The organism is Streptomyces sp. NPDC001492 (assembly GCF_053597275.1).
In genome coordinates this window covers 1-24296 of record NZ_JBSFHW010000042.1, presented here as the reverse complement: position 1 = coordinate 24296, position 24296 = coordinate 1, and the positions used below count along the sequence as shown (strand labels likewise).

Here is a 24296-nt window from a genome sequence, read left to right as displayed (position 1 = left end):
TGGAGCCTGGCAGTGCGAGCGGTGCGGAGCTGAGGCACCGCCCGACACGCAGATCTGTCGCAACTGCGGTGCGCGCCTTCCGGCGTACGACGAGGGCCAAGAGACCGGGACGGGAGGCGGGCGGCACTGGCCGTGGACCGTGTTCGCGGGGCCGAAGCCGCCGCCCCCGCCGCCCCCGGAGCCGCCGCCCCCGGAGCCTCCACCGCCTCCACCGCCCGTCACCCCGCCTCCTCCGTGGGCTCCCCCGCTCCCCGTCGGCACCCTCCAAGGCAGCGGCACCGTCAAGGGCGTGGCGCGCAACGTGCAGTTGCGGACCGAGGTGCGTGGCAGTGGCGGGAACACCGGTACGACCATTGTCTGCGACTTCCGTGTGGAGGTGTACGACCGTGACGGGCGCCCGGTGCGACTGGTCCCGGTGGCGATGCGCGGGGACTCCTTCCAGGGCGCAGTCAACGAAGGGGACTGGGTACGCGCCGAGGGCAAGGCCAAACACGGCACACTGCGGGTCAAGCAGCTGCGGAACCTCACCACCGGAGCCGAGGTCTCGACCGGCGGCACACATTGGGGCGTGATTGCGCTCGTCGTTCTGCTCTTCGTCGCCTGGGCGATCTTCATGGTCTTCCTCGTTCGGTCCTGAGTGTTCTCTGCCGCGCATCGGCCGCCCCGTCGGGCTACCGCCGGTGAGGGAAGGGCACCCGCAGATCGATCAGCTGGAAGTCGTCGCCGCGCGGATCGATGTAGGCGAGCGGTGCGTAGTGATAGTGCACCCCGTGCGGGCGGCGCCGCAGCGGCTCGCCCTCCTGGCTGCGGGGCCATTCGACGTCCCCGGTGAGCAGCCGGGCCGGGATGAGCCAGTAGTCGCCCTGGCGGTAGATGCGGGGTTGCTCGTCGCTGGGCGAGAAGCGGATCTCGATGCCGTCCTCAAGCGGCAGCCACGCGTTCTCCCGTACGGGAAGGGCCGTTCCCTCCTCTCCGCACTCGCTGTCCCAGCGGCGCAGGAAGGGGTGAAGGGACCGGCGCATGCCGGCATCGTCGGCGGGTTCGGCGTCGAGCTCGACCCGATACTCGGCGTAGTCGACGTCGCGGACTGTGTACAGCCGTCCGCGCCTCGCGTCGGGCCGGTCCGACGCGGAGCGGCACACGACCGCATCATCGACGATCTCCACCACGTCTCCCATGCCCACACCGAGTTTGTCGTCCCGGCCCAGCGTCTCCAGCTCGACCGTGGCACCGTCGATCCTCCGGACGGGCAGCACGACCGAGCCGTTCTCCCGCGACCACTTGAACGTCGCCGTCCCTTCCCTGCCGCCCTGGTGCACCTCGACCCGGTACAGCTGATTCTCGGGACCCCGGTAGCCGGAGGACGAGGGCAGCTCGCTCGGGGCCAGGTGCTCCTCGGGGCGCCGAGTCCGGGCGGCGAGCAGGCCGCGAGGCTCGAAGTCGCGCCGGATGTGGTCCCGAAGGAAGTTCGCGGCGCTGCGCATGTCCGGTGTGAAGGAATCGCGCACCAGCGGGAGCTGGCACACCTGCCACACCACGCGCGTGCGTGCGGTCGTGTCCGGGCCGTTGGGGCCGAGTGCCACCTCGCGGATCCAGGGTGCCTGCACCGTGGTGATCAGCCGCTCCCATACCCTCAGGTACACCAGGAACGGCCCCGACGGCAGCCGGTCCTCCCCCTGTTCGGGCTCGAGGTGACCGTCGGGCTGGCCCCAGTAATCCGTGCCGTCGCACTCGCACAGGATGCCGTCGACGTACAGGCGACCTGGCGCCACACTGAAGGTTTCCCCGTCGAATCTGTCGATCCCGAACCCGCCGAGATCATCCCCGCCTGCGGCGGGTGGATACGCGGCAGGTCCCAGCATGTCGGCGGCGAGCGTGCGCATGTAGTGCAGCAGGATCGCCGTCTGCTCGTTGATCTCGGCGTCGAGCTGGACCCGGCCCTGCTGGGAGAGGACCGAGGAGAAACGGCGGGCGGGATCGAAGAGGACGCGGGAGAAGTCGCCGTGCATGTGGGGGTTCCTGCCTGGGCCGAGGGGATGAGGGAGAGAGGCGTTCGCGATGCGCTCAGGTGACGAAGAAGAGCCCCGCGTCGCAGCCGGCCGGGGTGTATTCGTCCAGCCGGGTGCACAGGTTGTCCTCGCGCTGCGGTTGGAAGAGGTGGTGCAGTGCACCGGGCTCGGACCAGTTTGCGCCGCCGCGGCGGATCTCGTGGGGGCAATCGTCGGCGAGTCGCATGTAGTTGGGCGAGCCGTACCGGATGGCGGCGAAACGCACCATCACCCGCTTCGGATCCCCGGAGTGGTCGGGCTGGCAGTGGAACCGCGGCGGGGTCAGGGAACCGTCCGGCAGCCAGCAGAACCGTAGGGAGCCCTCGTCGCGTCGCTCGACATGCACCTCGCCGTCCAGCAGGCAGTTCTCCAGCACGTCGACCGCGTGGACGAGCACGGCTCCACGGACGGTGGTGCCGTGGGCGGTGAGGAGGACGCCGGCGGGGCCGCCGTCCGGTGCGCCGATCGCCGTCGCGTCGCGCTCGGTGGCGTCCACCACGCTGTCGTACAGCTCGACGCGGTTGTCGTTGCCTCCGTCGACGGAGATGCTGCCGATCACGCTGTGGCGGATCTCTGTGTGCACCCGGCCGGCAGCGATGTCCAGCCCAGGCGCACCCGGTGCCAGCGGTGTGCCGCTTTCCTCCAGCACCCAGCCTGGTACGAATGTGCAGTGCCGGACGATCAGACGCTCCAACCCGCCCCGTACCCGCACCCTGCCTCCGGTCACCAGCAGTCCGTCGAGGACGATCCGTGCCGTCGGCCTGCCGGTGCCCGTGATGGTCAGGGCACGCCGACGGTCTCCGCTGTGCCGCCCGGTCAGCCGGATGACGGGGCGCACGCCGTCCGCAGCCCGCAGGACCAGGTGGTCGTCAGGGTCGAGACGGATTTCGGTCAGGTCCTCGTACACCTCGTTGGCGGTGATCTCCACGATCACCTGCTTCTTGCCGCCGTGCGCTCGTTTCCCGGCACGCCAGCGGTCGAGCGCGTCGGCGATACTCACGTGGTCCCCGCCCGGGCCCACCCGGTAACGCTCCGCGTCGGCGGCCGACGCGGGCTCGGGGCGCGGGTACTCGCCGCCGCCGAGGTCGCCGGAGAACGCGTGATGGTACGTCACTCGGACACCGTGTGCGGGAGCCGTGCCCGCGGGCAGCGCGAGTCGGCCGAGCACGGGGTCCACGGCGACCTGCCCGCGCGTGGGGCGGTACCTCCAGTCGGACAGGTCGGCGGCGACGATACGGTCCGGCGGCACCACATCGCGTCCGGAATCCGGACCGGTCCACACACACAGGCTCTTGCCGGGCCCGTAGTAGTCGTAGAGCCGCTCGGCCAGCGCTCTGCGGCCGATGGGCTGCGGCACATTCGTCTCGTCAGAGATACGACCGCTGGACGGCTCGGGCACGGGGGCGGTGTACAGGGGTGTGTCGATGGCGAGCACGTTGAAGGTGTAGCAGGCCCGGTCGCGGTCCAGGCAGAAGGAGGGAGCTCGTGTCACGGAGTAGCTGCGCAGCCGCCACAGGTGCAGGCCGACCGACTGGACGCCGTAGCGGCCGGGGCGGCGGGTGGATCCGACGCGCGGCACCTCCACGGTCCGGGCGCATGGGTCGAACGGGCCGCCCAGCTGGTCCAGGACCCCGGCGCTGCGCACATCGACCAGTGCACCGCGCGCCGTTCTGCGGCGCGCGTCGCCGGCGTCGGTGGAGTAACGGCGCACCGGCTGGGTGATGCAGAGCAGCCGGTGGTACTCGACGACCCGGGCCGGCCACCCGGCCACGCCGGACGCCAGATCCTCCAGCAGCGCCAAGGTGCCCTTGCGGCGCCGGTTCGAGACCGTGTCGACGACGTCCCTGCGGGGCACGGCGGCGGCCGGCAGCCCGGTGGCTCGGGAGGTGTCGTCCGACAGGGCGGCCGCGATGCGGGGCAGGATCTCGTACCCGACGAGATCCCCGAGATACGGCACCACCCAGTCGTCGCAGGTCTCGATGAACCAGTTGTCGTAGAGCCGCTCGATGTCCTCCTGGACCACGGCCGCCTGCTCGGCGACGACCGTGAGCAGCGCGCGCAGCGGGCCGCCCTGTTCCGCGTCACGTCTGCGGTGCACGGCGGGCAGAAGTGCGTACAGCTCGTCCGGGGTCATGGAGTCCTCCGCAGGATCAGGGTCTCGGGCACGGCCGGGTCCAGCAGGACGAGTTGGGCGGGACGCAGGACCTGCCGCGGGGGCCTTTGCTGGGCCGGGGCCGGTGCCGCGCGGCGGTCGAAGCGGACCGTTGGGGCCTGCGCGGCGTCGACCACGGCGGCCGGACCCGGCGGACCGTCTACGGGGGACAGGTCGCGTACCAGACGCGTCCCCGCGGGCAGGCCGGCCACGCAGGAGGCGACGGAGGGATGCTCGGCGAACCTCACCACGTCGGCCGGGTCGGCGCCCTCCGGGATACCACCGAAGGCGTCCACGTCCACGAAGTCGACACCCTCGACCCTGTGTGCGGCGGCGACGACCGCGCTCAGGTACACGGGCCGGGCCAACTGCGCCTCCGCGAACCCCAGTCGGGCGGCGAGCGCCTCGCGGACCCTGCGCTCGACCTTCTCCGGTAGGTGACCGGGCGCCGTACCAACGCTGACCACCAGCACCAGCCGGACGCGCTCACAGGGCTCGACCCGCACGGGCAGCGCGGGGTCGCCGTACCGCCGCAGCGCCGTGCGCAGCCCGGCGAGCAGAGAGGAGGACGCGTCCAGCGGGGCGTCGTCAGCGGCGGCGACGGTAACGTGCAGGACCGATCGGCCGCCGTCCTGGCAGCGCTGCGCCACCGCCTTGCCGACGCCCGCGAAGGCCTGTGCGAAGGATTGGTAGTCACGCACGGACACCAGCCGGTCGAAGGCGGCCAGCCGCAGCGGGATCGCCCGGCGCAACTGCGCCGGCCCGTCCGCGTCGGCCCCGCCGGTCGCGGGCAGCGGGTTGGTGACCCCGCTGACGCCGAGCGGCCGGCTCACCACCTGCGTGATCCGCCCGGCCGCGACGTTGCCGGCGCGGCCGCCGCCGACGCGGTAGCGGGCGGTGACGTTCTCGGTGCCCGAGGACAGCCGGGCGCCGCACAGGCCGTTGCCGAACTCTACGACGGCCTTGCCGTCCGGGCCCGCGCGCAGTTGGTAGACCTTGGCGGCCGGGCCCGCGTCGCCCAGATCGGCCGTACGCTGCCACACCACGTCGTCGACACGGACGGTCAGCGCCTCCTCGCCGCCCTCGGCGGTCGCGGACGGCAACCACACCAGCGGACCATGCCGCAGCGGCATCACCTGGCCCGCCCGGCCCGCGTCACCGCTGCCGAGGATCTCCCTCACCGTCTCGCCCGCCGTCGCCGGGACGACATTGCCGTGCACGACGACCGAGTCCCGCCGGTAGCGGTGCGCAAGCGGCGCGGTCAGCAGCAGCGTCGTGCAGACCCGGTCGACGAAGGAGTGGCGCACGCCCGCGAGGACGGCGAGCTCACAGCCCGGCACGCCCGTGGCGGCCCCGGGAAAGATGTCCGTACGTTCCCCGGAGACGATGAGCAGCCGTCCGGGGGAGAGTCCCCCGAAGACGCCGTCCAGCGTGAGGGCGTCGCTCGCCACGTCGGTCGGATCGGGCGCGGCGGCGAGCGTGAGCGGCTCGCCCGCGGCCCACACGGTGGTGGCGCGCCGGGCGGCGATGTCGTCGCAGTCCTCGGTCCACGGACCGGCCAGCCGCAGCCGTGTCACCCGGACGGCGTCCTGGTCGTTCGCCACCGACAGCTGGCCGACCTCGGTGACCTGGACGACACGGGTGCGCGGACGGCCCGTCACCTGCACCGCGATCCAGCTCCCGGGCTCAATCTCCTCGTGCACCGCGTCGAGCAGCAGAACGTCGGCCGAGAGTGGAGCAGCCCCCTCCGACTGCGGCCGCATGGCGGAGCGCAGCAGCCGCCTCACCCGGTCGTCGTTCGGGACCGAGGCACCCAGGGGGGTCGCGGTGACCCGGAAGCGCTGCAGGCCCGGCGGGGCGGTGGCCGGGACCGACACGGCCGACAGCGCCTCGTACAGCGACGCGTCGAGGCCGGGCCGGTGGCCCGCCACCACGCGGGGCAGGGCGTCGGAGCCGGCGCCCAGGGCGTCGGAGACGGCCGGCGGGGTACGCGGCGGGGGCTTGCCTCGGCCGAGCGTCATCAACAGCGGGTCCACGGCGTGCAGCACCGGGCGGCCCGGATTGCCCAGGTCGCGCAGCAGTGCCTCCGGGCTGGCCGGCGCCGCCCGCGCGGGCTCCTCGGCCATGTGGCGAACGGCATGCTGGACGGTCACGAGCCTGACTGCGGCCCGCTCGGCCAGCGCGTCGGTGTCGATACTCCCGCCGAGGTCCGTGAGCCGCTCGTGCAACTCGCGCAGCCCGCGGTCGAGCCGGGCCGCGAACGTGTCCGGGTCGCGAAGTTCCTCGGCCCGGTCCCGCACGTCCCTCAGCAGCGCCAGCAACCTCTCGAAGGGGCCGCGTGACGGCGCCCGGCGGGCGGCTTCCTCCATGTCCTCGTGCAACGCCTCCACCGCTCCGTCCAGCTGCCGTGTCGCGTCCGGCACCCGCAGTCGTACGGCGGTCCGCCCCAGCGCGGGATCCGGCTTCACGTCCCCCACCACCCGGGTCACGTTCAGCCGGGCGTCGGGATAGGTGAACAGCAGGCGGTCACCGGGGCGCAGAGCGGGCTGCACCCCGTCGATGTCGATGGACGCAGTGCGGACGGCGAGGTCGGGCGCGAGGGCGGCCGGAGTTGTGGTGCGGACGGGCAGCCGGTTCCACTCGGCCCGCGCGGTGAGGCCCTTGGCGGTCTCGAAGACCAATGGCAGCCCGCCGGGCTCCGGTTCACTCCGCACCTGGGAGCCTGTCGGTACGACGCAGGACGTGCCGGGGTCCAGTGTGTAGGCGAGGTGCGTGGCGGCGGCCAGCGCGCGGCGCGGCTGGTGGCCGACCAGCCGCCCCAGCCGGGCCAGGGATTCGTGCTCCGTCGCGGTGCGCAGGAACCCCTCGTTGGCGATGCGTTCCTGATAGAAGGTCAGCACATCGGCGACCACGGCCCAGGCGTCGAGCAGCGCGAGCGAGGGGTCGTCGGGCTCCCGGGTGGTGAGTGCGGTCAGCGACTGCGCATCCGCCCGGGACAGGCGGGCCAGCATCGCGTCCAGGAACTGCTGATGGGTTCCGACGCGATACGACAGCGCCGGCAGCCCGGGGCGGTTCCACACCCGTGTCGAGGGTGACTGCGGGTCGGTCATCGTCCTCCTCTCAGGCGCAGCACCAGCCGCCCGTTCTCCGGGCGGGTGACGTCGCCGTCGAGCCGCGGAATCTCCAGCGGGCGCAGGCGCAGCTCCCCGGAGGGCGGCACGTCAGGGCCGTCGCGGCGGGACCCGGACGCCTGGAGCCTGCGCAGCCGGGTGACCTCGGCGTGCCGCACCCCGGGCACCGCCATGCAGACGGCCACCAGGGCGCTGGTCCGCACCGGGGTTCCGAAGGTGAGCGCCGCCGGGTCGAAGAACCCTCCCTCTCCTGGCAGGAGGCAGCGCTCGAGCCCCTCCCGCACATGAGCGGTGACGTGATGTGGGTCGACCAGGACGTACACCTCCACGTCGAGCGGCACCAGCTGCGCGGGGTGGGTGACGACCTCATGGCCGATGCGCCGGTAGCGGTGCAGCGCGGTGCGTACGTCCTCCAGCAGGTCCGGCGACGGCACGGCGGCGCCCTCCGGATCGACGGCCACGTCGGCCTCGTACCAACTGCCGGTCCAGCGCAGCGCGGCGGCGGCGCGCTGCACGCCGGAGCGGCCCTCGGCGAGCGTGGCGTAGTCCTCGGCGGTGACGGCGCGCAGCAGTGTGCGGAAGGGGGCCCGGGGCACTGCCAGCCGTACTTCGGCCACCGGCTCCGGATCGGTGCCGCCGGTCGCCGGCACCGGGTTGCGCACCCGCATGACCACGCCCTCCAGACCGCCCTCGCGGTGGGCGATCCGGTTGACGGCCTCACTGCCGGCGTTGCCGGCGCGGCCGTTGCCCACACGGTAGGCGGCGCGCAGCACGGTGCCGGGGCGGGGCGCCCGGCCGCAGCGGTCGTCGCCGAACCGCAGGGTGAGCACTCCCTCGTCGTCGCTCTCGCCGACCACATGCCGGTCGCGCGGGCCGCTGTCCAGCAGGTCCCGGCACGGCGTCCACCGGACTTCGGCACCCTCCGCCTCCACCAGGCGCAGTGCGGGCAGGGCCTGCCGGGGGTCGGGGCACAGGGCGGCGCTCGCCGGGCCATGCAGGGCCGGATTGGCGGGGTGCAGGCCGGCCGCGGCCCGCGCACCCCAGGTGTGCCGGAGCTCCCAGCCCATGTCCGCCGGGTCGAGCGGATATCCGGATCCGGCGCGGCGGGCGAGGGATTGAAGGCGGCGGAGCCGGGGCGCCAGGACGTCGTCGAAGCGGGCCAGGAGGCGGGCGGAGCCGCGGGGGTCGTCGAGTTCGGAGGTACCGAAGAGCGCTTCCAGCAGATCCCGGTCCTCATCGGTGAGCGTGTCCGTCCCATGGTGACGGTCGCGCAACAACTCACGAGCCCGGACGGCGAGACCGAGCAGGTGCCTGGCCTGAGCGGCGGCCAGGTCGGCCGGGCGGGGGTGGGGCGGCGACCAGGTGACGGGGGCGCCACGTACCACCGCCTTGAAGGGGCGGGTCGTCTCCGTCACCCTGATGACCTCGTCCGTGTCGCCGCCGGGCAGCCATGTGTTCTCCACGCCGTGCTCGACGAGGAGCGCGTTGCCGCGGGCCACCACGCTCCCGCCCGGCCGGCCATCGGTTCCGGGCGGGTTGCTCACGCACAGCGGGAAGGTGAGCGAGTCCTCCTCGGCCCAGGCGATCTTCACGACCGCGGTGCCGGAGCCGGCGTCGACGTCCCGCGCGGCCCGCGTGAGCCGGACGGCCTGCCGGTGGCCGGGGTCGGGCGGACCGCCGTCGGCCCCGTGCAGCTCCTCCAGGACGAGGAGGTCACCAGGCCTGAGATGCAGCGCACGGTCCTCGTCGAGAACAGCGGCCCGCGTCGTGCCGACGGGCAGATGGAAGGCGTCCTGGCCCCACGCCCACAGCGGGATGCTGTTGTGCTGGGGTCGCAGATGCATCTCGCGCCGGTCCAGGGGGCGGTAGACCGGGTGGCCCCCGGAGACGAGTGCGTCGACGGGCAGTACCGGGCCGGTCTCCGGACGGAGCGCGTCCTCCGGCAGCGCGGCGAACGCAAGGTCGTCGGTCCGCGTCCGCACCGGTGCGGCCGTCTCCAGGCACACCACCGTGCGGGCCGCACAGCCGTCGTGCATCGCATAGCCGACGAGGCGCGCGTGCCGCCGTACCGAGGTGCGCAGCCGTGCGGTGTCCAGATACGCCTCGGTGGCGACGGCGTCCTGCTGGTAGCTGAGCCGGTCGCCGACATGGGCCAGCAACTCCACCAGGGTGACCCAGAGGTCGGGCACGTGGCGCTCGGTCCAGTGCGGCAGGGTGAGGGACAGTCGTTCCAGGAGGAGGCGCCGGAAGCTGGCGTAGTCCTTCGCCAGATAGTCGATGGCCGGAGCCGTGCGATCCGGCGGCCGGGGCGTGCTGGGGGCGGCCTCCGGGCGGCCGGCGGCGGGGGAGAAGGTGAAGTCGGCCCGGTCGTGGGCGCCGTGGAAGCCGTGTCCCAGGACGCGCAGGCGGTAGGTGGAGTCGTCCCCGGGGCGGTCGAGGAGCAGCCGGAACCGCTGCGCCGGAGTGCCGTCCCCGGCCTCCTCCCCGGCTTCGCGGACGACCCGGACCACGCGGATGCCGAGGACCCGCTGCCCTCCCTCGATCACGAACCGGGTGCGGTCCACGAGCCGGGGCAGCTCGCCGAAGAAGGTCACGGTCAGCGTGCGCCGGTCCGGGTGCGCCTGCACCTGCTCGATGCCGGCCGGACCGCTCCGGCGCTGGTCTGCCACGGTCATGAGCCGGTCCCCCCGCTTACGGTCATGGTGCGTTTCTGCCCGGTGGCCATCAGGACGTAGGCGACCCGCACATGGAGCGTTGCCTCGTCCACGGTGACGGAGAGTGACTCCACCGTGAGCAGGTCGCCGAGCCAGCGCTGCAGGGCGGCCTGGGCGGTCATCTCCAGGGTCGCGGCGAGTTCGGGGCTGTTTCCGGCGAAGACCAGGTCGAGTAGGCCGCAGCCGAAGTCGGGCCGGTTGATCCGCTCTCCCGGGCTGGTGAACAGAACCAGTTCGACCATGTCCCGGACGTGGTCGGCGTGGGCGGCCGTCGCCGTACGGCCGCGGGCGTCGACGTGGTAGGGGAAGGCGATGTCCATCGCGCTCACATCCCCCGGACCCGCAGCTGCATGGCTTGCACGAGCGGGGGATTGGGCGGTGGCGTGCCCACCCCCATCGCCGGGCCGGGGCTGCCCGGCGGACTCGGCTGGAGCAGGACCGGCAGACCGTTGACGAACACCCGTGTGGAGGTGTGGAGCCACACGATGCTCGTGCAGGGCGGAGCCCCGAGCGTGGCGGCCGGGAAGCTGCAGCCGGCCACCAGGAACGTGTCGGCGCTCGTGGCAACCGGGCTGGGGCCGACGAGAACACGCTGCTGCACCGGCGCGGGAATGGTCACGACGCCGGGCGGATGGGCACACATCATCAACGCGCCGTAGTGGAGCAGGAGTCCGGGCATGGGCGTCCTCACAACACCGTCAGCGCACCGCCGTTGACGGTGAGCTGCGGTCCGACAAGCTGGAGCGTGGCGAGACCAGGGCCGCAGGAGATCTCGATGGAGGTCTCGCTCATCTTGATGAACGGTCCGTTCTCACCGTGGAGTTGGAGTTTGATCCCGCCCGCAGGACCGGGCATGTCGCTGATGACCAGGGCGTTCCCAGACGGCGTGGCCAGCACGATCTGCGGCACGCCCGGGGGTGCGGACTTCGCCGCCGGGGGTACGTCACCCGACCCGCCCCGCCGGAACCCGACCCACACGGCCCGCTCCGGGTCCCCGTCGAGGAACCGCACCCACACACCGGAGTCCGGCGGTGGCACCACATACATGCCGCAGTCCGAACCGGCCAGGGGGGTGAGCGGGGCCGCCCACACGGGCGCCTCGTCGCCCAGCACCTCCGGGACCCGCACCAGAAGCCTGCCGACCCCGGTCGGGTCCACGGCGGAGACCACGACACCCTCGTACATGCCGTGCCATCGATGCATCTGCGCTGTTGTCATACGGTCACCACCTGGGTGTCGGCGCCGAGCCCGTCGCGGACCAGCGTGAAGTGCTGCTTGAACGTGTCCCGGGTGAGATCGTGGGTCACCGTGGCCACGAGATAGCGCCCGTCGTACGCCGTTCCCGCCCCGCGTACGCCCACCAGACCGTGGGCAGCCAGGACATGGCCGTAGCGCAGGACATCGACGGTCCCGCGCCCGTGGACGGCGTCGGCGGCGACCTCGCGGCCGAGTCCGGCCAACAGGGTCCGGGTGAGGGAGCGGCCGGTCTGCCCGGCGAGCGCACCGGCGCGCAGGGCCTCCGCCGGGCTCGCCGCCAGGGGTCCGCGCAGCACGAGCGGCTCAGGCGCGGTCGCCTCGGACGCGGTCGTGGACGGCGGTTCGAGCCGGTGGGTGGCGTATCGTGACGCGGCCAGACCGTCGAAGGAGAACGTCAGCTCCTCCACGTTGTCGGCGGCGCCACACCCGGTCGTCAGGGCCGGCTGGAGGGCCCCCGCGCGGCGCTGCGGTCCCCAGTAGGCGGTGCTGACCCCCGGGGCAGGCCCCGGCACGAGGTGGAAAACATGGCCGACGTCCGCCGCCATCGCCCGCAGATAGGCCAGATCGGTCGACACCTGCACCGGGATGTCGATCAGCGGATTCGGCTGGTCCGTGAGCACCGGCGCCACGGCCTCAGGCGTGATGCCGTACTGGGCGTACGCGGCACAGACCGCCGTCGCCCGCAGATGCGGAGCGAGCCCCGGGTACGCCCGCCGGACGTGCTTCAGATCCATCAGCAGTGACAGGTCCTCACCGGTGACGACGAGGAAGGACGCCCCGGGAGCCCGTGCCGCATGCCACTCCTGATGTGTGATCACACCGTCCATGAGCACATGGCACCGTCCCGCGAGCAACACGGCGACCACGACCCGCTTCTTCGCATACAGCGCCCCGCCCGGCAGCACGGCCCGGGCCAGCGGCGAGCCGGGGGCCACCGAGAAGGTCAGCTGGAAGCCGCTGGTCGCCCCGCTGGCAGAGTTGATCCGGACCCCGTGCAGGGCGTCGACGAACGCCGCGGCGGCGGGGGCGGGCACCGTGTCGCCGAGGAGCAGCATCACCTGGGGGCCGTGCGTCATCCCAGCGCCGCTTCGCCGCCGACGGCCGCCGCCGTCGCCTCGACGGGCAGGGTGATCCGCAGCTTCCGGTGGGGCACGGCTGTCAACTCGTCCGGCCTCAACGCCCGGTTGGCGTCCGCGATCCGCCACGACTGCTCCGCGTCGCCGTACCGCCGGGCCGCGATGTGGTCGAGCCGTTCGCCGGCCGCGACCACGTGCTCGCCGACCACCGTCAGCTCTTCCGGCCGGGGCAGGAAACGGCGGCGCAGGTGAGTGACGGTCCGGCCGTCCGCAAGGGTGTGGGTCGTCGTGGGGACTCCGTGATACCTGCTGCCGGGCTGAAACATACCGACCTCCTCCGTGGCGCGTGTGCGGCTCAGCCGCCCGTGTAGCCGACGATTCCCGGGCCGTACGCGACGGCTGCCGCGAGGCGCTCCCGGCTCTGCTGGTACTGCAGGTAGAGACCGCCGGCCTTGTGGTTGAACCCGACGTCGTCGACGGTGAGGACCCGCACCGTCAGCGTCACGCGCGCCCGGATGGGGGTGAGCTCCCCGTCGTACGCCTCCTCCGTCACGTCGATGTCCAGCATCCGTACCGGCAGGACCCGTCGTGGTCCCAGCACCAGGACGGACAGCGGGGCCTCTGCGGGGGCGATCTCCAGGATTCCCTGGTCGGCCAGGTCCTTCTGCCGGGTCAGCTGCGCGCTCGTGGGGGTGACGGCGCTCTCCAGTGCGGCCAGCGTCGCGAACAGTCCCGACCCTGCGGGCGGCGCCGGCATGGCCTTCGAGGCCACCTGGTCCACGGCATCGAACTCCGCGTCGATCCGAAACGTCTCACGGGCCGGACCCTGCAACCGCAACGCTTCCAGCCGTTCACGAGCGTCGGCTGAGATGCCGCGCGGCTGAAGGGTGCGGGTGATGCAGTCGGGGTTGTACTGGAAGGGCATGACCCGCAGGACCTGGCCCTGGTCAGGGTCCAGGAAGACGAAGCCGCCGCGGCGGGGAGCGGGGGTGCTCATGGGGTGGGGGCTCCTGCCTCTGGCCGGGGACCGGGTGTGGGCTTGGCGTCGGGGGTCGGGCAGGGGGCGAGGTGCAGGGATCGGTGGTGCGCGTTCGGTCGTTGCTCGGCCCGGAGTGCCTCGTGGACGGCGAGGGCGATCCGGCGGGCGTGCGCGGTGAGGGCGGAGCCCGCCGGTACGGCGCGGTCGACGGCGTCGGCAGTGGGGGAGTTGCCGAGCAGTACCCCGAGTTCTGCCTCGACGGCCGCGCACAGCGCCGCAGGTGAGGGCGGGTCGACCGCGTCCCATACCAGCCGACGGATGCGCAGCTCGACCCGTGTGGCCGTCGTCATGTGATCACCACAGCCGCATCGGTGTCGAACCGCCCGGCTTCCCCATCGATCAGGGGGCTGTCCACCCCGTCGACGCGCAACCTCAGCGGATACCGCCCCGCGGCTCCCGCGGCCAGTCGGAACCGCAGTGTGCCGGTCGCCCGGGTGAACGGCTCTGCAGGCACGGGCCGATCCGCCACGAGCAACTCGGCCCGCTGACCGGCGTGCACGGCGGGCGCGCACTGAACCGTCAGCACCACCGCCCCCTCCTCGTCCCGCGCGCCGGTCAGCGGCAGGGCACTGGTGATGCGCGGTGCGATGTGGAAGTGACGGGGGGCGGTGGTCCGTTCGCTGCCGTCGGGCCCGGCGAGGACGAGGACGGCTGACCAGAGCCCCGCGCCGAGCTCGTCGCCGAGCGTAGCCCGCACCGCGGTCGCCCCGTCCGCGCGCGCCGGCAGCACGACCGGCCCGCCGAGCAGGGGGTGCGTGAGGCGCACACTCGGCGTCCCCGTCTGAAACCCGCTGCCGCTGAGCACGATGTCGGAGCCCGGCGCGGCGACCGACGGCAGGACTGCCTGAAGCACCGGCCAGCCCGCCGCCGTCGGCATCGCCTCGGACCCGGTCCCGGTTGCCCCGCGCCGCAGCACCGGCAGGGGGGCCCGGCCGGGCATGGCACTGTCGATGAGGACGACACGTGCTTCGTACGCGACGGACAGCCGGTAGCCGTGGCCAAGGGCCGTCCACAGCCGGCACATCTCGTCGGCCGTCATCAACGCTGGGGTGACCCTCACCGGTTCCTGCTGCAGATGCAGGTCACTGAAGTCGGCGGCGGTCCTGAGGTCGTCGGCACGCAGCTCCGGCCGCTCGTGCAGGGCTGCCATCGCCGCACCGAGCAGCCGCTCGGGGACGGTGGAATTCTCCCCGAGGGGCGCGTGGGCGGTGAACACGTAGTGCAGGACGAGCGGCAGCGCGGGATGCCGACTCTCGCCGGGGTGCGCGCCGACGGGATCGGTGTTGCGCCAGGCGGGGTCGACGCCGGTCCGGTGGAGAAAGAGGTTGAGCACGGCTGTCGCACCGTCGGCGGTGCCGGCGACATCACTGGGGTGACGGATCGTCACTTCTGCGCCGGGGACGATCGGTCGGATGGCGTCGTGTAGTACGGCCCGCAGGGTCTCGGTCACGGCGGCAAGGGCCAACGCATCACTCACGCCCGCCTCCCGAGGTACTCCTCCAGAGTCAGCCGAGGCTTGCGGTGCGGGGCAGTGGGGTGGTCGTCGCCGGGTCGAGGAGGGGCGGCGCGGACGACCAGCTGATCGATGGTGACTCGGACGACGGTCCGGTGTGCCGGGTGTTCCGTTGCGGGTGGTGGCGCCGACCCGGTGCGGGTGGTGGCAAGGCTTGCGGTGCGGATGTGGGGGGCCGGGGCGAGTGCCCATTCGGCACGGACCGGGGGCGGTTGGGGGAGGGCATCCGCTGAGGAGGGCCTGCTTGCCGAGGGCTGCGAGGGCTGCGAGGGCTGCGAGGGTGATGGCGCGCGCGACAGTGATGGCTGCGCCGGTGTCCGTGACGGTGACAATGAGGGTCTCGGCGAGACGGGCAGTCCTTCGGGTACTGCCGTTCGTGCGGGTGATGCTGCCGATTGCGCTTGGTCGTTCCCTGCATCGGCGGCCGTCCTAGGGGGAGATGCGGAGGATTTCTGGATGGACACGCCGAAGTTCTCGCGACGCACTCCGGGGCCTCGCACCGGCGTGCCCGGGCCATGCGGAGACACCGCGTGACTCTGAGGCGCCGCGCCGGCCTCTGTCGGGAAAAGCGGGGGGTCCGGTCGGAGGGGATCCTGTACGTGCGGCGCCGACGCTGTGGCGCGCGTGCGGACGGCAGCGGGGCGCTCCGGGCGACTTCGGCGACGTACAGGTGGCTCATCCGCCGTGGGGCTGCGGTGGGAGTTCTCCGCGCGCGAGCCGACCGGCACGGCGCGGTGGCCGATGGCTGGAGTTGTCGCAGAAGGCTGCGATTCCTGGGCGCGCGGCGCTTCGAACACGGCTGCTTCCGGCGGTGCGTCGCCCCCTTGACGATGGCCGACACCGCGAGCTTGCGCACAGGACCCGGCATCGGACGTCCGCTGTGACGACGCGCTCGGCCAGGGGTCGGTTCCGGTCAGCGGTACACCTTTCCCGCTGACCAGGCATGACCCCTCCTTCTCGTCCTCCGAGCGTGATTCTTTCCCGTCGGCACGGGGTGTGGCCTGGGCGTCGGCTCGGGGGGGCCGTTGGGGGACAGCGGTGCGCGTGGCCTCGGCGTCTACCGGGCTCGTCTTCTTGTGCTCGGCAGGACGCACGCCCCTGCCGATGTCTCCACCGGTCGGACGCATGTCCTCGCTGCCGGCCATATGACGACCGATCTCATTGGCCTCAACAGCATCAGGGGCCTCATGGGTTTTACGGAGGGCCCCATCGGCCTCAGCGGTCTTCAAGATGGTTTGAGCGGTCTCGCAGACCTCAATGGCCTCATCTGGCTCATCAGTCTCAATGGCCTCACCAGCCGTCCTCGGATCCGCCGCCTCCTGCCCGACCGCTCCCGTCTCCTGGCCCGGGGCCACGTACAAGAATTCCCCTGCCTCGTACGAAATTCTCGCCTGCCCCGTGGCGCCCGGCACGTGCGCTCGCTGCGTTCTCGGGTTCGCCCGCGTACGTCCAGTACAAGGGGGACCCTCCGGCTTGCGATGGCGCGCACTGACAGCGACATCAGCCGCCGGCGCGGCGGGCGCGGGGCCCGCCCTTCGGGCGGACGACGGGACTTTCGTGGCAGGCCCTAGCGGCAAACGCGGCGCCCCTGGATCGAACACATTCGGTGCGAGCGGCCGCAACCTCGGCCCCGGTGCCCCGAGGAGACGGTCCACGAAGTCGGTCATACGGTGCTCGCCTCCAAATAGAACTGCCGCCTTGTCGGGCTGATCGCGAGCACGTCGGCCTCCGTCCAGCCGTAGGCTCGGGCGAGGGTGTGCACTTCGTGCAGGAGGCGGTGTGCGTAGGCGCAGACGTCGGTCCACAGGTGTTCGGCGAGGTCGAGCGCGGCTTCCCAATGGTTCTTACACTGCGGGCAGTTCAGCGTGAGTACGGCATCGGCCCCAGGGTCGAGGTCGGCGAGCCGCAGGGCGACGTCCTCAAGGACCTCGTCGGGCACGTCGTCGTCCGGTGGGTCGACCCGCAGGACGCAGCGGCGCAGCAGGGTCTGGCGGGCGCGGGGCGCGGCGGGATCGACGGCGTGGACATCCTGGCCTGTCAGGGCGCGATACGTGACCGTTCTGCCGTACGACATCACCGTCGCAGTAGCGGCCACGGCGGTGCCGGCCCCGGCAGGCGACAACTCACTGGCGGCCACGATGACATCGAGACTCTCGCCGCACTCCGGGCAGTCTGCCGTGCACGGCAGCGCGTCGCCGAACGCACCGCGACGCAGCTCCACCAAAAGGGAGTTGAGCGCGCTCAGGGGCAGGCCCGCGACGCTCTGTCCGCTCGGCGCCGCCAGCGAGGCGAGCAGGAGGGAGCGGGCCGCCGGTGGCCCGGCGAGCCCGCTCTCCCACACGTCGAGGACGTTCGCCTCTGTCAGCTGCCGCGGCACGCCGCTCACCCCGCGGTGTCTGAGAACTGCGGTTCCTGCGGCGGATTGGTGTGCTCCCGTACCCAGCCGTGGTGTTCCACCTTGATGTGCTCGAAGGCCACGCCGTTGGTTCCGGCGTCGAGTTCGGGCAGGCCCTGGTACTCGGAGACCCAGCAGTCGTGGACGGAGTAGGACAGCACCTGCTGTCCGCCCTCGTCGAAGACGTCGATGATGAGATCGCGCCGGAAGTCCTTCAGCGAGGTCTCCAGCCCGCCGGCCGAGTTCTTCAGGCTCCAGACGCGGTTGGCCCATTCCTCGAAGGCCGTGTCGACGGTGCAGCCGCGCTCAAGGGTGATGGCCTCGTACTCGGTGCGGCCGGGAAGTTTGCGGCTGGTGCCGGGGTCTCCGCCGTCGCGGTGCCGGATGACCTCGGTGGTGCGCTTGAGCCCACTGACCTTGCTGATTCCCGCGATGTAGTCGGTCTCTCCGCTGAACTTCACCCGGAACCGGAAGTTCTTGAAGGGGTCCCGGCGCTTGATTTCGGGCATCGGTCGTCCTCCTGGACCTGGATCTCGACCTAGACCTGGATCTGGCCGGCGAGCTGCTGGATGTGCACGATCACGAACTCCGCGGGTTTGAGCGGTGCGAAGCCCACCTGGATGTTGACGATGCCGCGATCGATGTCGTTCTGCGGGTTGGTGTCCTTGTCGCACTTCACGAGATAGGCGTCCTGGGGCGTGCGGCCCTGGAACGCCCCCGCTCGGAAGAGGGAGTTCATGAAGGCGCCGACGTTCAGCCGGATCGATGCCCACAGCGGCTCGTCGTTCGGTTCGAACACCACCCACTGGGTGCCCCGGAAGAGGCTTTCCTCGATAAAGAGGGCGAGCCGGCGCACGGGGAGGTACTTCCATTCGCTGGCGAGCCGGTCGGCGCCGCGCAGGGTGCGGGCACCCCAGGCGACCGGACCGGCAGCGGGTAGCCGACGCAGACAGTTGACGCCGACCGGGTTCAGCTGCCCGATCTCCAGGTCGGTCAGCGGCACTTCGAGCTCACTGACGCCGCTCAGCGAGGCGTCCGTACCGGCCGGCGCTTTCCAGACGCCGCGCTGCACGTCGGTCCGTGCGAGCACACCGGCCATCACACCGCAGGGCGAGAAGGGTCTCAATGCGCCGTTGAGCAGCGGGTCGGGTGAGAGAACGCGGGGGTAGTACACGGCGGCGTTCTTGCCGGATTCGCCGAGTGGCTCCAACTCCGTCATTTTATCCAGGACGTTGTCCACGACACCGGTGTTGGAAGCGCCGCTCCGCTGAACAGCGGTCCACGAGGAGGGCGGGTCGACCAGCAGAACGGCCCGCCGGTCGACGCACAGTTTCAGCGCCGGGGCGAGCAGGGCCTGCACGCTGCCGCCCTTGGCCCGCGCCTGCTCGTCGAGCCAGTGGGCGTCGGGCAGACACAGGATGTTGAAGATGTCCGTCTTCAGCAGTTGGTAGAGGCCGGTCTTTGCTGCCGGGTCGCCCTCGTACCGCTTCAGGTTCTCGGGCCGTTGGTCCCTGCCACCGGTCTCTTCCGGGGCGTAGCACAAGGGCGGCTGCCAGGGATCTGCCTCCGCCGTCGGAACAGCGCTTTCCCCCGGCACTGTATTGATGGGAGCTTCCGGGGCGACGCGCACGAGCCGTGAGGACTCCAGAAGATGCGCGAGGTTGCGCGGACTGTCCTCCTCGACACTGGCGTTGAGATAGCGCTCCTCCGCGCCCGTCTCCACGTCACGGATCGTCAGATTGAACAGCTTGCGCTGTCGGTCCGGGGTGCTCTTGCCCTCGGAGGTGTCCCAGTCCACGCGGGCGCGAAGGCTGCGCGCCCACTGTCCTGGGGAAGCGGCGAGAAGGTAGGGGCCGCCGGCGGTCGTTTTGCCGGACGAGCCGGAGGCCGAGGCCCCCTTGGCGCCACCGCTGGACGGTGGGGTCCGGTTCCTGTTCTTGTCCTCACCGGAGGAGTCGTCCTCTCCGGACCCGGCGGCGGACTCTCCGCCCTCGCCGCCCGCCGCGGAAGCGGGCTCGGGTTGATTGGACTCTTTGGGCGGCGGGCTCGTACTCGTGCTGAGCGGCAGGTGGACGACGTCCGTCTCGTCTTGCACCACTCTGACGATCTCGGCCTCGCTGCCCCCGTTCAGATAGAACTGGTAGACGGCGTAACTCAGCGGGCAGTTCGGCCGCAGGCCGCCGAAGACGGCCTCGTAGTCGGCCCAGGTGGTGATGTGCACGGGCCGGTCGACCGGGCCACGGGGCGCGTAACCGACGAAGGCGGCCACCGAGGTGGGCACGCCGGTGATTGTCCTGACCGAACTCTTGACCTCGTCGACGTAGACACCCGGGTAGGTGACGTTCACCGGCATGCCGGCCCCTTCCGAAGCTGCTCACGATCGTGATCATAATATGCAGATATGTCACCATTGGGCACTCAGTGTGGTGCCCGGACTGCATCGCTCGGGTGACGAGGGGATCGCCGGCAGGTCCAACGGTGTGCAGGGCGGGGTGTGGCAGCCGGAACAGGCGGAGGGGTCGATACGGTCGGCGGGGGAGGGCGGCCAACTCAGTGTTTGGTCCGGTGATTCGTGTTTGGTCCCAGGTCAGGTTCCGAGCCAGTTCGGGGTGGATTCGCCGGTGAGTCTGCGGGCCATGAGGTTGGTCATGGCCAGGTGGATCATGGCTTCGGAGTGGTGCGGGTGGGGCTCGCAGGGGCGCGCCAGGCGCCGGTGCACCATGAGCCAGCCATACGTCCGCTGCACCGCCCAGCGTTTCGGAATCGGGGTGAATCCCCTTGTCCCGGGCACGCGTTGGACGATTTCGAGGTCGACACCGAGAACGGCGGCGTGCTCGACGAAGTGCTTGCGGTAGCCGCCGTCGACCCGGACCCTGCGCAGGCAGGGGTGGGCGGCAGCGGCTTGCTCCAGGGGGGAGCGGCCGGCGGTGGAGTCCTGGACGCCGGCCGCGGAGGCCAGCACCGCCAGCAGCAAGCCGAGGGTGTCGGTGATGATGCTGCGCTTACGCCCGACGATCTTCTTGCCCGCGTCGATGCCCTGCGTCCTGGTGGGTACTGAGGTGGAGGTCTTGACGCTTTGCGCGTCGATCACGCAGGCCCGAGGGTCCGGCGAAGTCCTGGACGGCCGGCCGGAGGGCATGCGGCTGGTCGTTCGTCAGGAACGGCCATACCCTGATGCCCAGTTGCGGCTCACGGACGCGGACACCATGCGGCTGACCTGTTTCGCCACCAACGCCTCGGGGCGGCCGATCGCCGAGCTTGAGCTGCATCCCCGGCTGCGGGCCCAGGCCGAGGACCGCGGCCGCGCCGCCCGGGTCACCGGCCTGCGGAATCTCCGTGCTGAGTTCCTCTTTCGCTGGGTATGTGTCCTGGTGGCGGGGTAGTTGAGGGTGCTCGGGAGTGGGTGCTGGACCATGGTCAGAGCGAGCTGCCGCCGCTGCCGTATTTGTGGGTTTGCGCCGGCAGATGACGCAGGGGCCGACCTGGTTGCCGGAACAGACCAGCTCGGGGGGCTTGGGCTCGGTGATCGAGGACAAGGAAGTGCCGAGGGCGGGCGGAGATGTGGTGGGTGCCGTTGACCGGGTACGCCGAGCTGTTGCCCGGCCTGTTGCGGGTTCTGAGCCAAGACCGCCCATACCGCCCGATCACGCGTGGCCGGCTCACCGGGCGTCAGGAAACGGCGGGTCGCGCGACTGTTGAGCAATCGACTGATTCTTGATCGGTTGTTAAGGCGCCGCTCAACGTGCACCGCAAGGGGATCGGAGCTAACCTGAACTCCGAGGCTGCAGATTCCTTGGACGCGGTCAGCGGCGGGAACGCCAGGTTTGGGAACCGGAGTTGATTCTCCCTTCGGGCCCAGGAGGCCACCTCAATTCAACGGACCAGATTAACTCTGGCGAGCGCAATCCGCATTGTGGACGCTCGGCTAGTACGCGACGAGGGCTGGCAGACCCCGCAATCCCAGAGAGCTGGCGGTCGCCATGAGTGTCTGCCGGTGGTATTGGGGCCCGGTGGGTTCTCGTTTCAGGAGGCAGGGAAATGGCGTTCTCGGATGAATTCCAAACATGCATGCACGCAAGTGGTCTGCCGACCCCTGCGCAAGGGTTGGACAGCGCCGATGAGGTGTTGGAGTTCCTTGAGCGGGTTCACCGGGCTTGGGAAGATGCCGGTGGCGAGACTGAGCTGGTGCTTGGAACTCTTGTCGCCGCCGGTGCTGTGACAGGCATCGATGAAGAGGTCATCGGTGGAGCTGCTGCCGTACTCGTGTCTGCCTACATTGGGGCATGCATTGGCTGCCTGATCGGCGCAGCTGGCTCGTCCATCTGGGACGCACTGGCCAGCGTGGAGCCAGACGAGAGGGTGAGGGCCCAAGTTGTTGCCGCTGCCGAGACACAAGGCATCAGCCCACCCGAAGGCGTCGCGTGACAACTCTCCTCCCCAATACGCTTGCCGACGCTCAGAGGCGGGTCGCTAATCGAAGCGAAGTTGCTGTCGGGGTGAAACGCAGAGATCAAATGCACGAACAATTCGGCCGCCGCGCGACCCATAGGAGGGTTTGACATGGCAGACACACTTCCCAACCCGGCAAGCGACAATACAACCCGATTCGAAGCCGCACCCGACGACACCCTGATCCCGGTACCCTCAGAAGCGCCGCAGGGAAAAACAATTCGGGACGACGCCCAGATCTCAGTCAGCGCACGTCAGGAAAACGGCTACTACGTGACAATCTATAACGGCCCGCCTGACCGGCCAAGTGGAGTCGACGACGTAATCAATGATCTCCTCACGGAGGCGGGTCGGAAGGAAATCGAAGACGCGCTCGGATTCAGTGCGGCGCCCGCGATCCTGCGTTACGTCAATTCTGTCGCTGGCGTATTGGCCTCGGTGCTCACAACCTCGCCCTTGCTGAACGAACAACTGTTCAGAGGCGTCATGGACGATGGAACAGCAGTGACATATATGGTGCTTACTCCCCAGGGCTAGGCCGTTGGTCGACTCCACCATCGTCCGCGCTCACCAGCACGCCGCCGGGGCCCGTCAAAAGGGGCCCCGGCCGGCGAGCTGCCGACCATGCCCTCGGACGGTCACGCGGCGGCCTGACTACCAAGATCCACCTGGCCGCCGACAGTCGCTGCCGGCCCCTGGCCTTCGTCGTCACGCCCGGTCAGGCAGGCAATGCACCAAAACGCGGTGATGGCCCCGTCGAAGTCCTACGGCTGTTACGCATGGCCAAGACCCCTGTGGGACCAAACACCGCCGCCGCCCTGCTCATCGCGATGGGCGACAACCCTGAACGGCTGCACAGCGAAGCAGCGTTCGCCGCCCTCTGCGGCGTCAGTCCCGTTGAAGCCTCGTCGGGCAAGAGCCAGCGCCGACGGCTCAACCGGGGCGGCGACCGCCAGGCGAACTCCGCCCTCTATACGATCGTGCTCGCCTGCCTGCGCTGGGAAAACCGAAGCCGCACCTGCGTGGAACGACGCATCAAAGAAGGCAAGACCAGACGCGAAGCGATCCATTGCCCCAAACGCTACGTCGCCCGGGAGCTCTACCTGATCATCGTTCGGTCCCAACCAGCGTAGCTCCGCGCCGTCGCGGCTTGACGATCCATAGGGGCATCAAGAGAGCTTACGTCTTCCATGGCACGGTCACACTTGCCGCGATTCGGCTGTGGCTCCGCTCCTCATGTCAGCCATTGCAGCGGATGCGCCGATGGTTGGCTCAGTCGTCGGCCGCGACGACGAGGGAGATCTGCCCAGCCGAGCGGTCGATCAGCACGAACTCGTGGAAGTAGTCGTGCACACGGCCCCTGTCGTGAATCGCCTCATCACCGAACTCGCTGACATAGTAGATGCCATCGGCTGCAGCCACGCGGTCGAACGCCTCCTGCTGCAGATCTTCCTCCAGCTCGCTGGGTACACCCAAAGCGGATCCAACCACTCCCGCGGGATCTGCACGGCCTTCTCCTGGCTGATGTGCTCGTAGGGGTCGAGTAGCGATCGTTGGTCAGCACCGAAGGTCCGAGGCGCTGCACAGCCGCGCTGCTATATTCCGGTGGCCAGCGGGGCGATCACAGGGGGGCACACATGAACGCGGTCCGACGTACGGTGTGTGCCGTTGTCGTGAGCATGGCGCTGGGCGTTACGGCTGCGTGTGGGGGGTCTGGGTCGAAGGTCCACTCCGTGGCGTCGCAGGCCGCCGGGCCGCCGACGGCCAAGGCTGCGAGCCTCGACCCCAGGGTGCAGGCCGTGGTCCTGAGCGAGAAGCAGCTCCACGTGGTCGCCTTCTCCGACGCAGACTTCCCGCTGCTGAAACGCGCGCCAAGATACGACCGCACAGGTGTGACGAGCATCAGGTACAAGGCGGATGCGGGCAGCGCCGAGTGCACGACCTTCCTCAACGCCCAATTTCTGAGCGGCTCCTACTATCACGGGCTGCACGAGGTCGACAGGGGATACACCCTCACCACCACTGACCGTCCGGTCCAGTTGGAGAGCATGGTGGTCAGCTACCCCAGTGCCAGAGAAGCTGAGCGAGTCATCGACGACACCCGGACCTCAGTCAAACACTGCTCCCACCTTCACTACCGGCTCAAGAAGTACTCCTTTTCCTTCAAGGAGGTAGTCAGTATGCCGGTCCCGCGAACAGGCGACGACTCCACAGCGTTCCAGGGGTCGTGGAGCCTGCAGGGCGGCAAGGCCGAGCCATGGGCTACGGAGCTGATCCGTGTGGGCACCGTCGTGGTGAGCGTAAACGCGACGAGTAGCCCCGACCCGTTCAGGCTGCTCCAGCAAACGGGGAAGCAGGCGGCGGCCGAGCTGCGCCACGAAGAGGTTCTCGCCGCAGATGCGAAGGGCCCATGATCCGCCGGACAGTGCCTAGTAGTGTTTCGTTAGGTCTAGGCGTTGGTGCTGATCACGAGCATGTTGGGTGTGTGGACACGCATGAAGTGAACCGATTACGGGCGGCGT

Annotated in this window: 20 protein-coding genes and 4 pseudogenes; 7 read left to right on the top strand and 17 right to left on the bottom strand. The window is 70.5% G+C overall.

The features are described from left to right. Nucleotides 1-289: 289 nt before the first annotated feature. The gene (locus ACWC1K_RS38515) at nucleotides 290-637 is read left to right on the top strand and encodes a hypothetical protein (protein WP_450837602.1); all 348 of its coding nucleotides are present in this window, start codon (nucleotides 290-292) and stop codon (nucleotides 635-637) included. A 34-nt stretch (nucleotides 638-671) separates the two neighbouring features. On the opposite strand, the gene ACWC1K_RS38510 is transcribed toward ACWC1K_RS38515, so the two are convergent. The 16 genes and pseudogenes from ACWC1K_RS38510 to ACWC1K_RS38435 form a co-directional block, all read right to left on the bottom strand. Continuing rightward, the gene (locus tag ACWC1K_RS38510) at nucleotides 672-2009 is read right to left on the bottom strand and encodes a DUF6519 domain-containing protein (protein ID WP_450837600.1); all 1338 of its coding nucleotides are present in this window, start codon (nucleotides 2007-2009) and stop codon (nucleotides 672-674) included. Nucleotides 2010-2064: 55 nt separating this feature from the next. Continuing rightward, nucleotides 2065-4182, bottom strand: coding sequence for a hypothetical protein (locus ACWC1K_RS38505; protein WP_450837598.1), 2118 nt, complete (start codon nucleotides 4180-4182; stop codon nucleotides 2065-2067). Beyond that, nucleotides 4179-7310 (bottom strand): putative baseplate assembly protein, encoded by a 3132-nt coding sequence (locus ACWC1K_RS38500; protein ID WP_450837596.1) that lies wholly within the window; start codon nucleotides 7308-7310, stop codon nucleotides 4179-4181. Before ACWC1K_RS38500 ends, ACWC1K_RS38505 begins: the two co-directional genes overlap by 4 nt. Beyond that, the gene (locus ACWC1K_RS38495) at nucleotides 7307-10006 is read right to left on the bottom strand and encodes a putative baseplate assembly protein (protein WP_450837595.1); all 2700 of its coding nucleotides are present in this window, start codon (nucleotides 10004-10006) and stop codon (nucleotides 7307-7309) included. The genes ACWC1K_RS38500 and ACWC1K_RS38495 overlap by 4 nt, the downstream gene beginning before the upstream one ends. After that, a complete protein-coding gene (locus ACWC1K_RS38490; RefSeq protein ID WP_450837593.1) occupies nucleotides 10003-10365 on the bottom strand; it encodes a GPW/gp25 family protein in 363 nt (120 codons plus the stop codon). Before ACWC1K_RS38490 ends, ACWC1K_RS38495 begins: the two co-directional genes overlap by 4 nt. A 5-nt stretch (nucleotides 10366-10370) precedes the next feature. Beyond that, a complete protein-coding gene (locus tag ACWC1K_RS38485) occupies nucleotides 10371-10724 on the bottom strand; it encodes a hypothetical protein (RefSeq protein WP_450837592.1) in 354 nt (117 codons plus the stop codon). 8 nt (nucleotides 10725-10732) lie between these two features. Next, nucleotides 10733-11263: a phage baseplate assembly protein V gene (locus tag ACWC1K_RS38480; protein WP_450837590.1), complete on the bottom strand. Its 531-nt coding sequence runs from the start codon at nucleotides 11261-11263 to the stop codon at nucleotides 10733-10735. Further along, nucleotides 11260-12378 (bottom strand): hypothetical protein, encoded by a 1119-nt coding sequence (locus ACWC1K_RS38475; protein WP_450837588.1) that lies wholly within the window; start codon nucleotides 12376-12378, stop codon nucleotides 11260-11262. Before ACWC1K_RS38475 ends, ACWC1K_RS38480 begins: the two co-directional genes overlap by 4 nt. Then, nucleotides 12375-12704 (bottom strand): hypothetical protein, encoded by a 330-nt coding sequence (locus ACWC1K_RS38470; protein ID WP_450837587.1) that lies wholly within the window; start codon nucleotides 12702-12704, stop codon nucleotides 12375-12377. Before ACWC1K_RS38470 ends, ACWC1K_RS38475 begins: the two co-directional genes overlap by 4 nt. Nucleotides 12705-12733: 29 nt before the next feature. Then, nucleotides 12734-13375: a hypothetical protein gene (locus ACWC1K_RS38465; protein WP_450837585.1), complete on the bottom strand. Its 642-nt coding sequence runs from the start codon at nucleotides 13373-13375 to the stop codon at nucleotides 12734-12736. Then, a complete protein-coding gene (locus ACWC1K_RS38460; protein ID WP_450837584.1) occupies nucleotides 13372-13707 on the bottom strand; it encodes a hypothetical protein in 336 nt (111 codons plus the stop codon). Before ACWC1K_RS38460 ends, ACWC1K_RS38465 begins: the two co-directional genes overlap by 4 nt. Then, nucleotides 13704-14894 carry a DUF4255 domain-containing protein gene (locus ACWC1K_RS38455; RefSeq protein WP_450837583.1) on the bottom strand — a complete coding sequence of 397 codons (1191 nt, stop codon included), beginning with the start codon at nucleotides 14892-14894 and terminating at the stop codon, nucleotides 13704-13706. The genes ACWC1K_RS38460 and ACWC1K_RS38455 overlap by 4 nt, the downstream gene beginning before the upstream one ends. 1699 nt (nucleotides 14895-16593) lie before the next feature. Beyond that, on the bottom strand, nucleotides 16594-17316 hold the full coding sequence (locus ACWC1K_RS38450; protein WP_450837581.1) for a hypothetical protein: 723 nt from the start codon (nucleotides 17314-17316) through the stop codon (nucleotides 16594-16596). After that, nucleotides 17313-17834, bottom strand: a complete 522-nt coding sequence (locus tag ACWC1K_RS38445; RefSeq protein ID WP_450837579.1) for a phage tail protein — start codon at nucleotides 17832-17834, stop codon at nucleotides 17313-17315. The genes ACWC1K_RS38450 and ACWC1K_RS38445 overlap by 4 nt, the downstream gene beginning before the upstream one ends. Nucleotides 17835-17863: 29 nt before the next feature. Beyond that, nucleotides 17864-19678: a phage tail sheath family protein gene (locus ACWC1K_RS38440; protein WP_450837577.1), complete on the bottom strand. Its 1815-nt coding sequence runs from the start codon at nucleotides 19676-19678 to the stop codon at nucleotides 17864-17866. Nucleotides 19679-19912: 234 nt separating this feature from the next. Then, a pseudogene (locus tag ACWC1K_RS38435) lies at nucleotides 19913-20431 on the bottom strand (transposase); the annotation flags it as partial. On the opposite strand from ACWC1K_RS38435, the pseudogene ACWC1K_RS38430 reads away from it, so the two are divergent. The 5 genes and pseudogenes from ACWC1K_RS38430 to ACWC1K_RS38410 all read left to right on the top strand — a co-directional run. After that, nucleotides 20430-20660, top strand: a pseudogene (locus ACWC1K_RS38430) (IS1380 family transposase); the annotation flags it as partial. The pseudogenes ACWC1K_RS38435 and ACWC1K_RS38430 sit on opposite strands and share 2 nt — an antisense overlap. A gap of 703 nt (nucleotides 20661-21363) precedes the next feature. After that, nucleotides 21364-21750 (top strand): hypothetical protein, encoded by a 387-nt coding sequence (locus ACWC1K_RS38425; RefSeq protein ID WP_450837576.1) that lies wholly within the window; start codon nucleotides 21364-21366, stop codon nucleotides 21748-21750. 135 nt (nucleotides 21751-21885) lie between these two features. Then, nucleotides 21886-22311 carry a hypothetical protein gene (locus ACWC1K_RS38420; RefSeq protein WP_450837574.1) on the top strand — a complete coding sequence of 142 codons (426 nt, stop codon included), beginning with the start codon at nucleotides 21886-21888 and terminating at the stop codon, nucleotides 22309-22311. An 89-nt stretch (nucleotides 22312-22400) separates the two neighbouring features. Further along, nucleotides 22401-22512, top strand: a pseudogene (locus ACWC1K_RS38415) (IS5/IS1182 family transposase); the annotation flags it as partial. Nucleotides 22513-22568: 56 nt separating this feature from the next. Next, a pseudogene (locus ACWC1K_RS38410) lies at nucleotides 22569-22907 on the top strand (transposase); the annotation flags it as partial. A gap of 139 nt (nucleotides 22908-23046) precedes the next feature. On the opposite strand, the gene ACWC1K_RS38405 reads toward ACWC1K_RS38410, so the two are convergent. After that, nucleotides 23047-23196 (bottom strand): hypothetical protein, encoded by a 150-nt coding sequence (locus tag ACWC1K_RS38405; RefSeq protein ID WP_450837573.1) that lies wholly within the window; start codon nucleotides 23194-23196, stop codon nucleotides 23047-23049. A gap of 311 nt (nucleotides 23197-23507) precedes the next feature. On the opposite strand from ACWC1K_RS38405, the gene ACWC1K_RS38400 reads away from it, so the two are divergent. Continuing rightward, the gene (locus ACWC1K_RS38400; RefSeq protein WP_450837571.1) at nucleotides 23508-24188 is read left to right on the top strand and encodes a sensor domain-containing protein; all 681 of its coding nucleotides are present in this window, start codon (nucleotides 23508-23510) and stop codon (nucleotides 24186-24188) included. The last annotated feature ends 108 nt before the right edge of the window (nucleotides 24189-24296 follow it).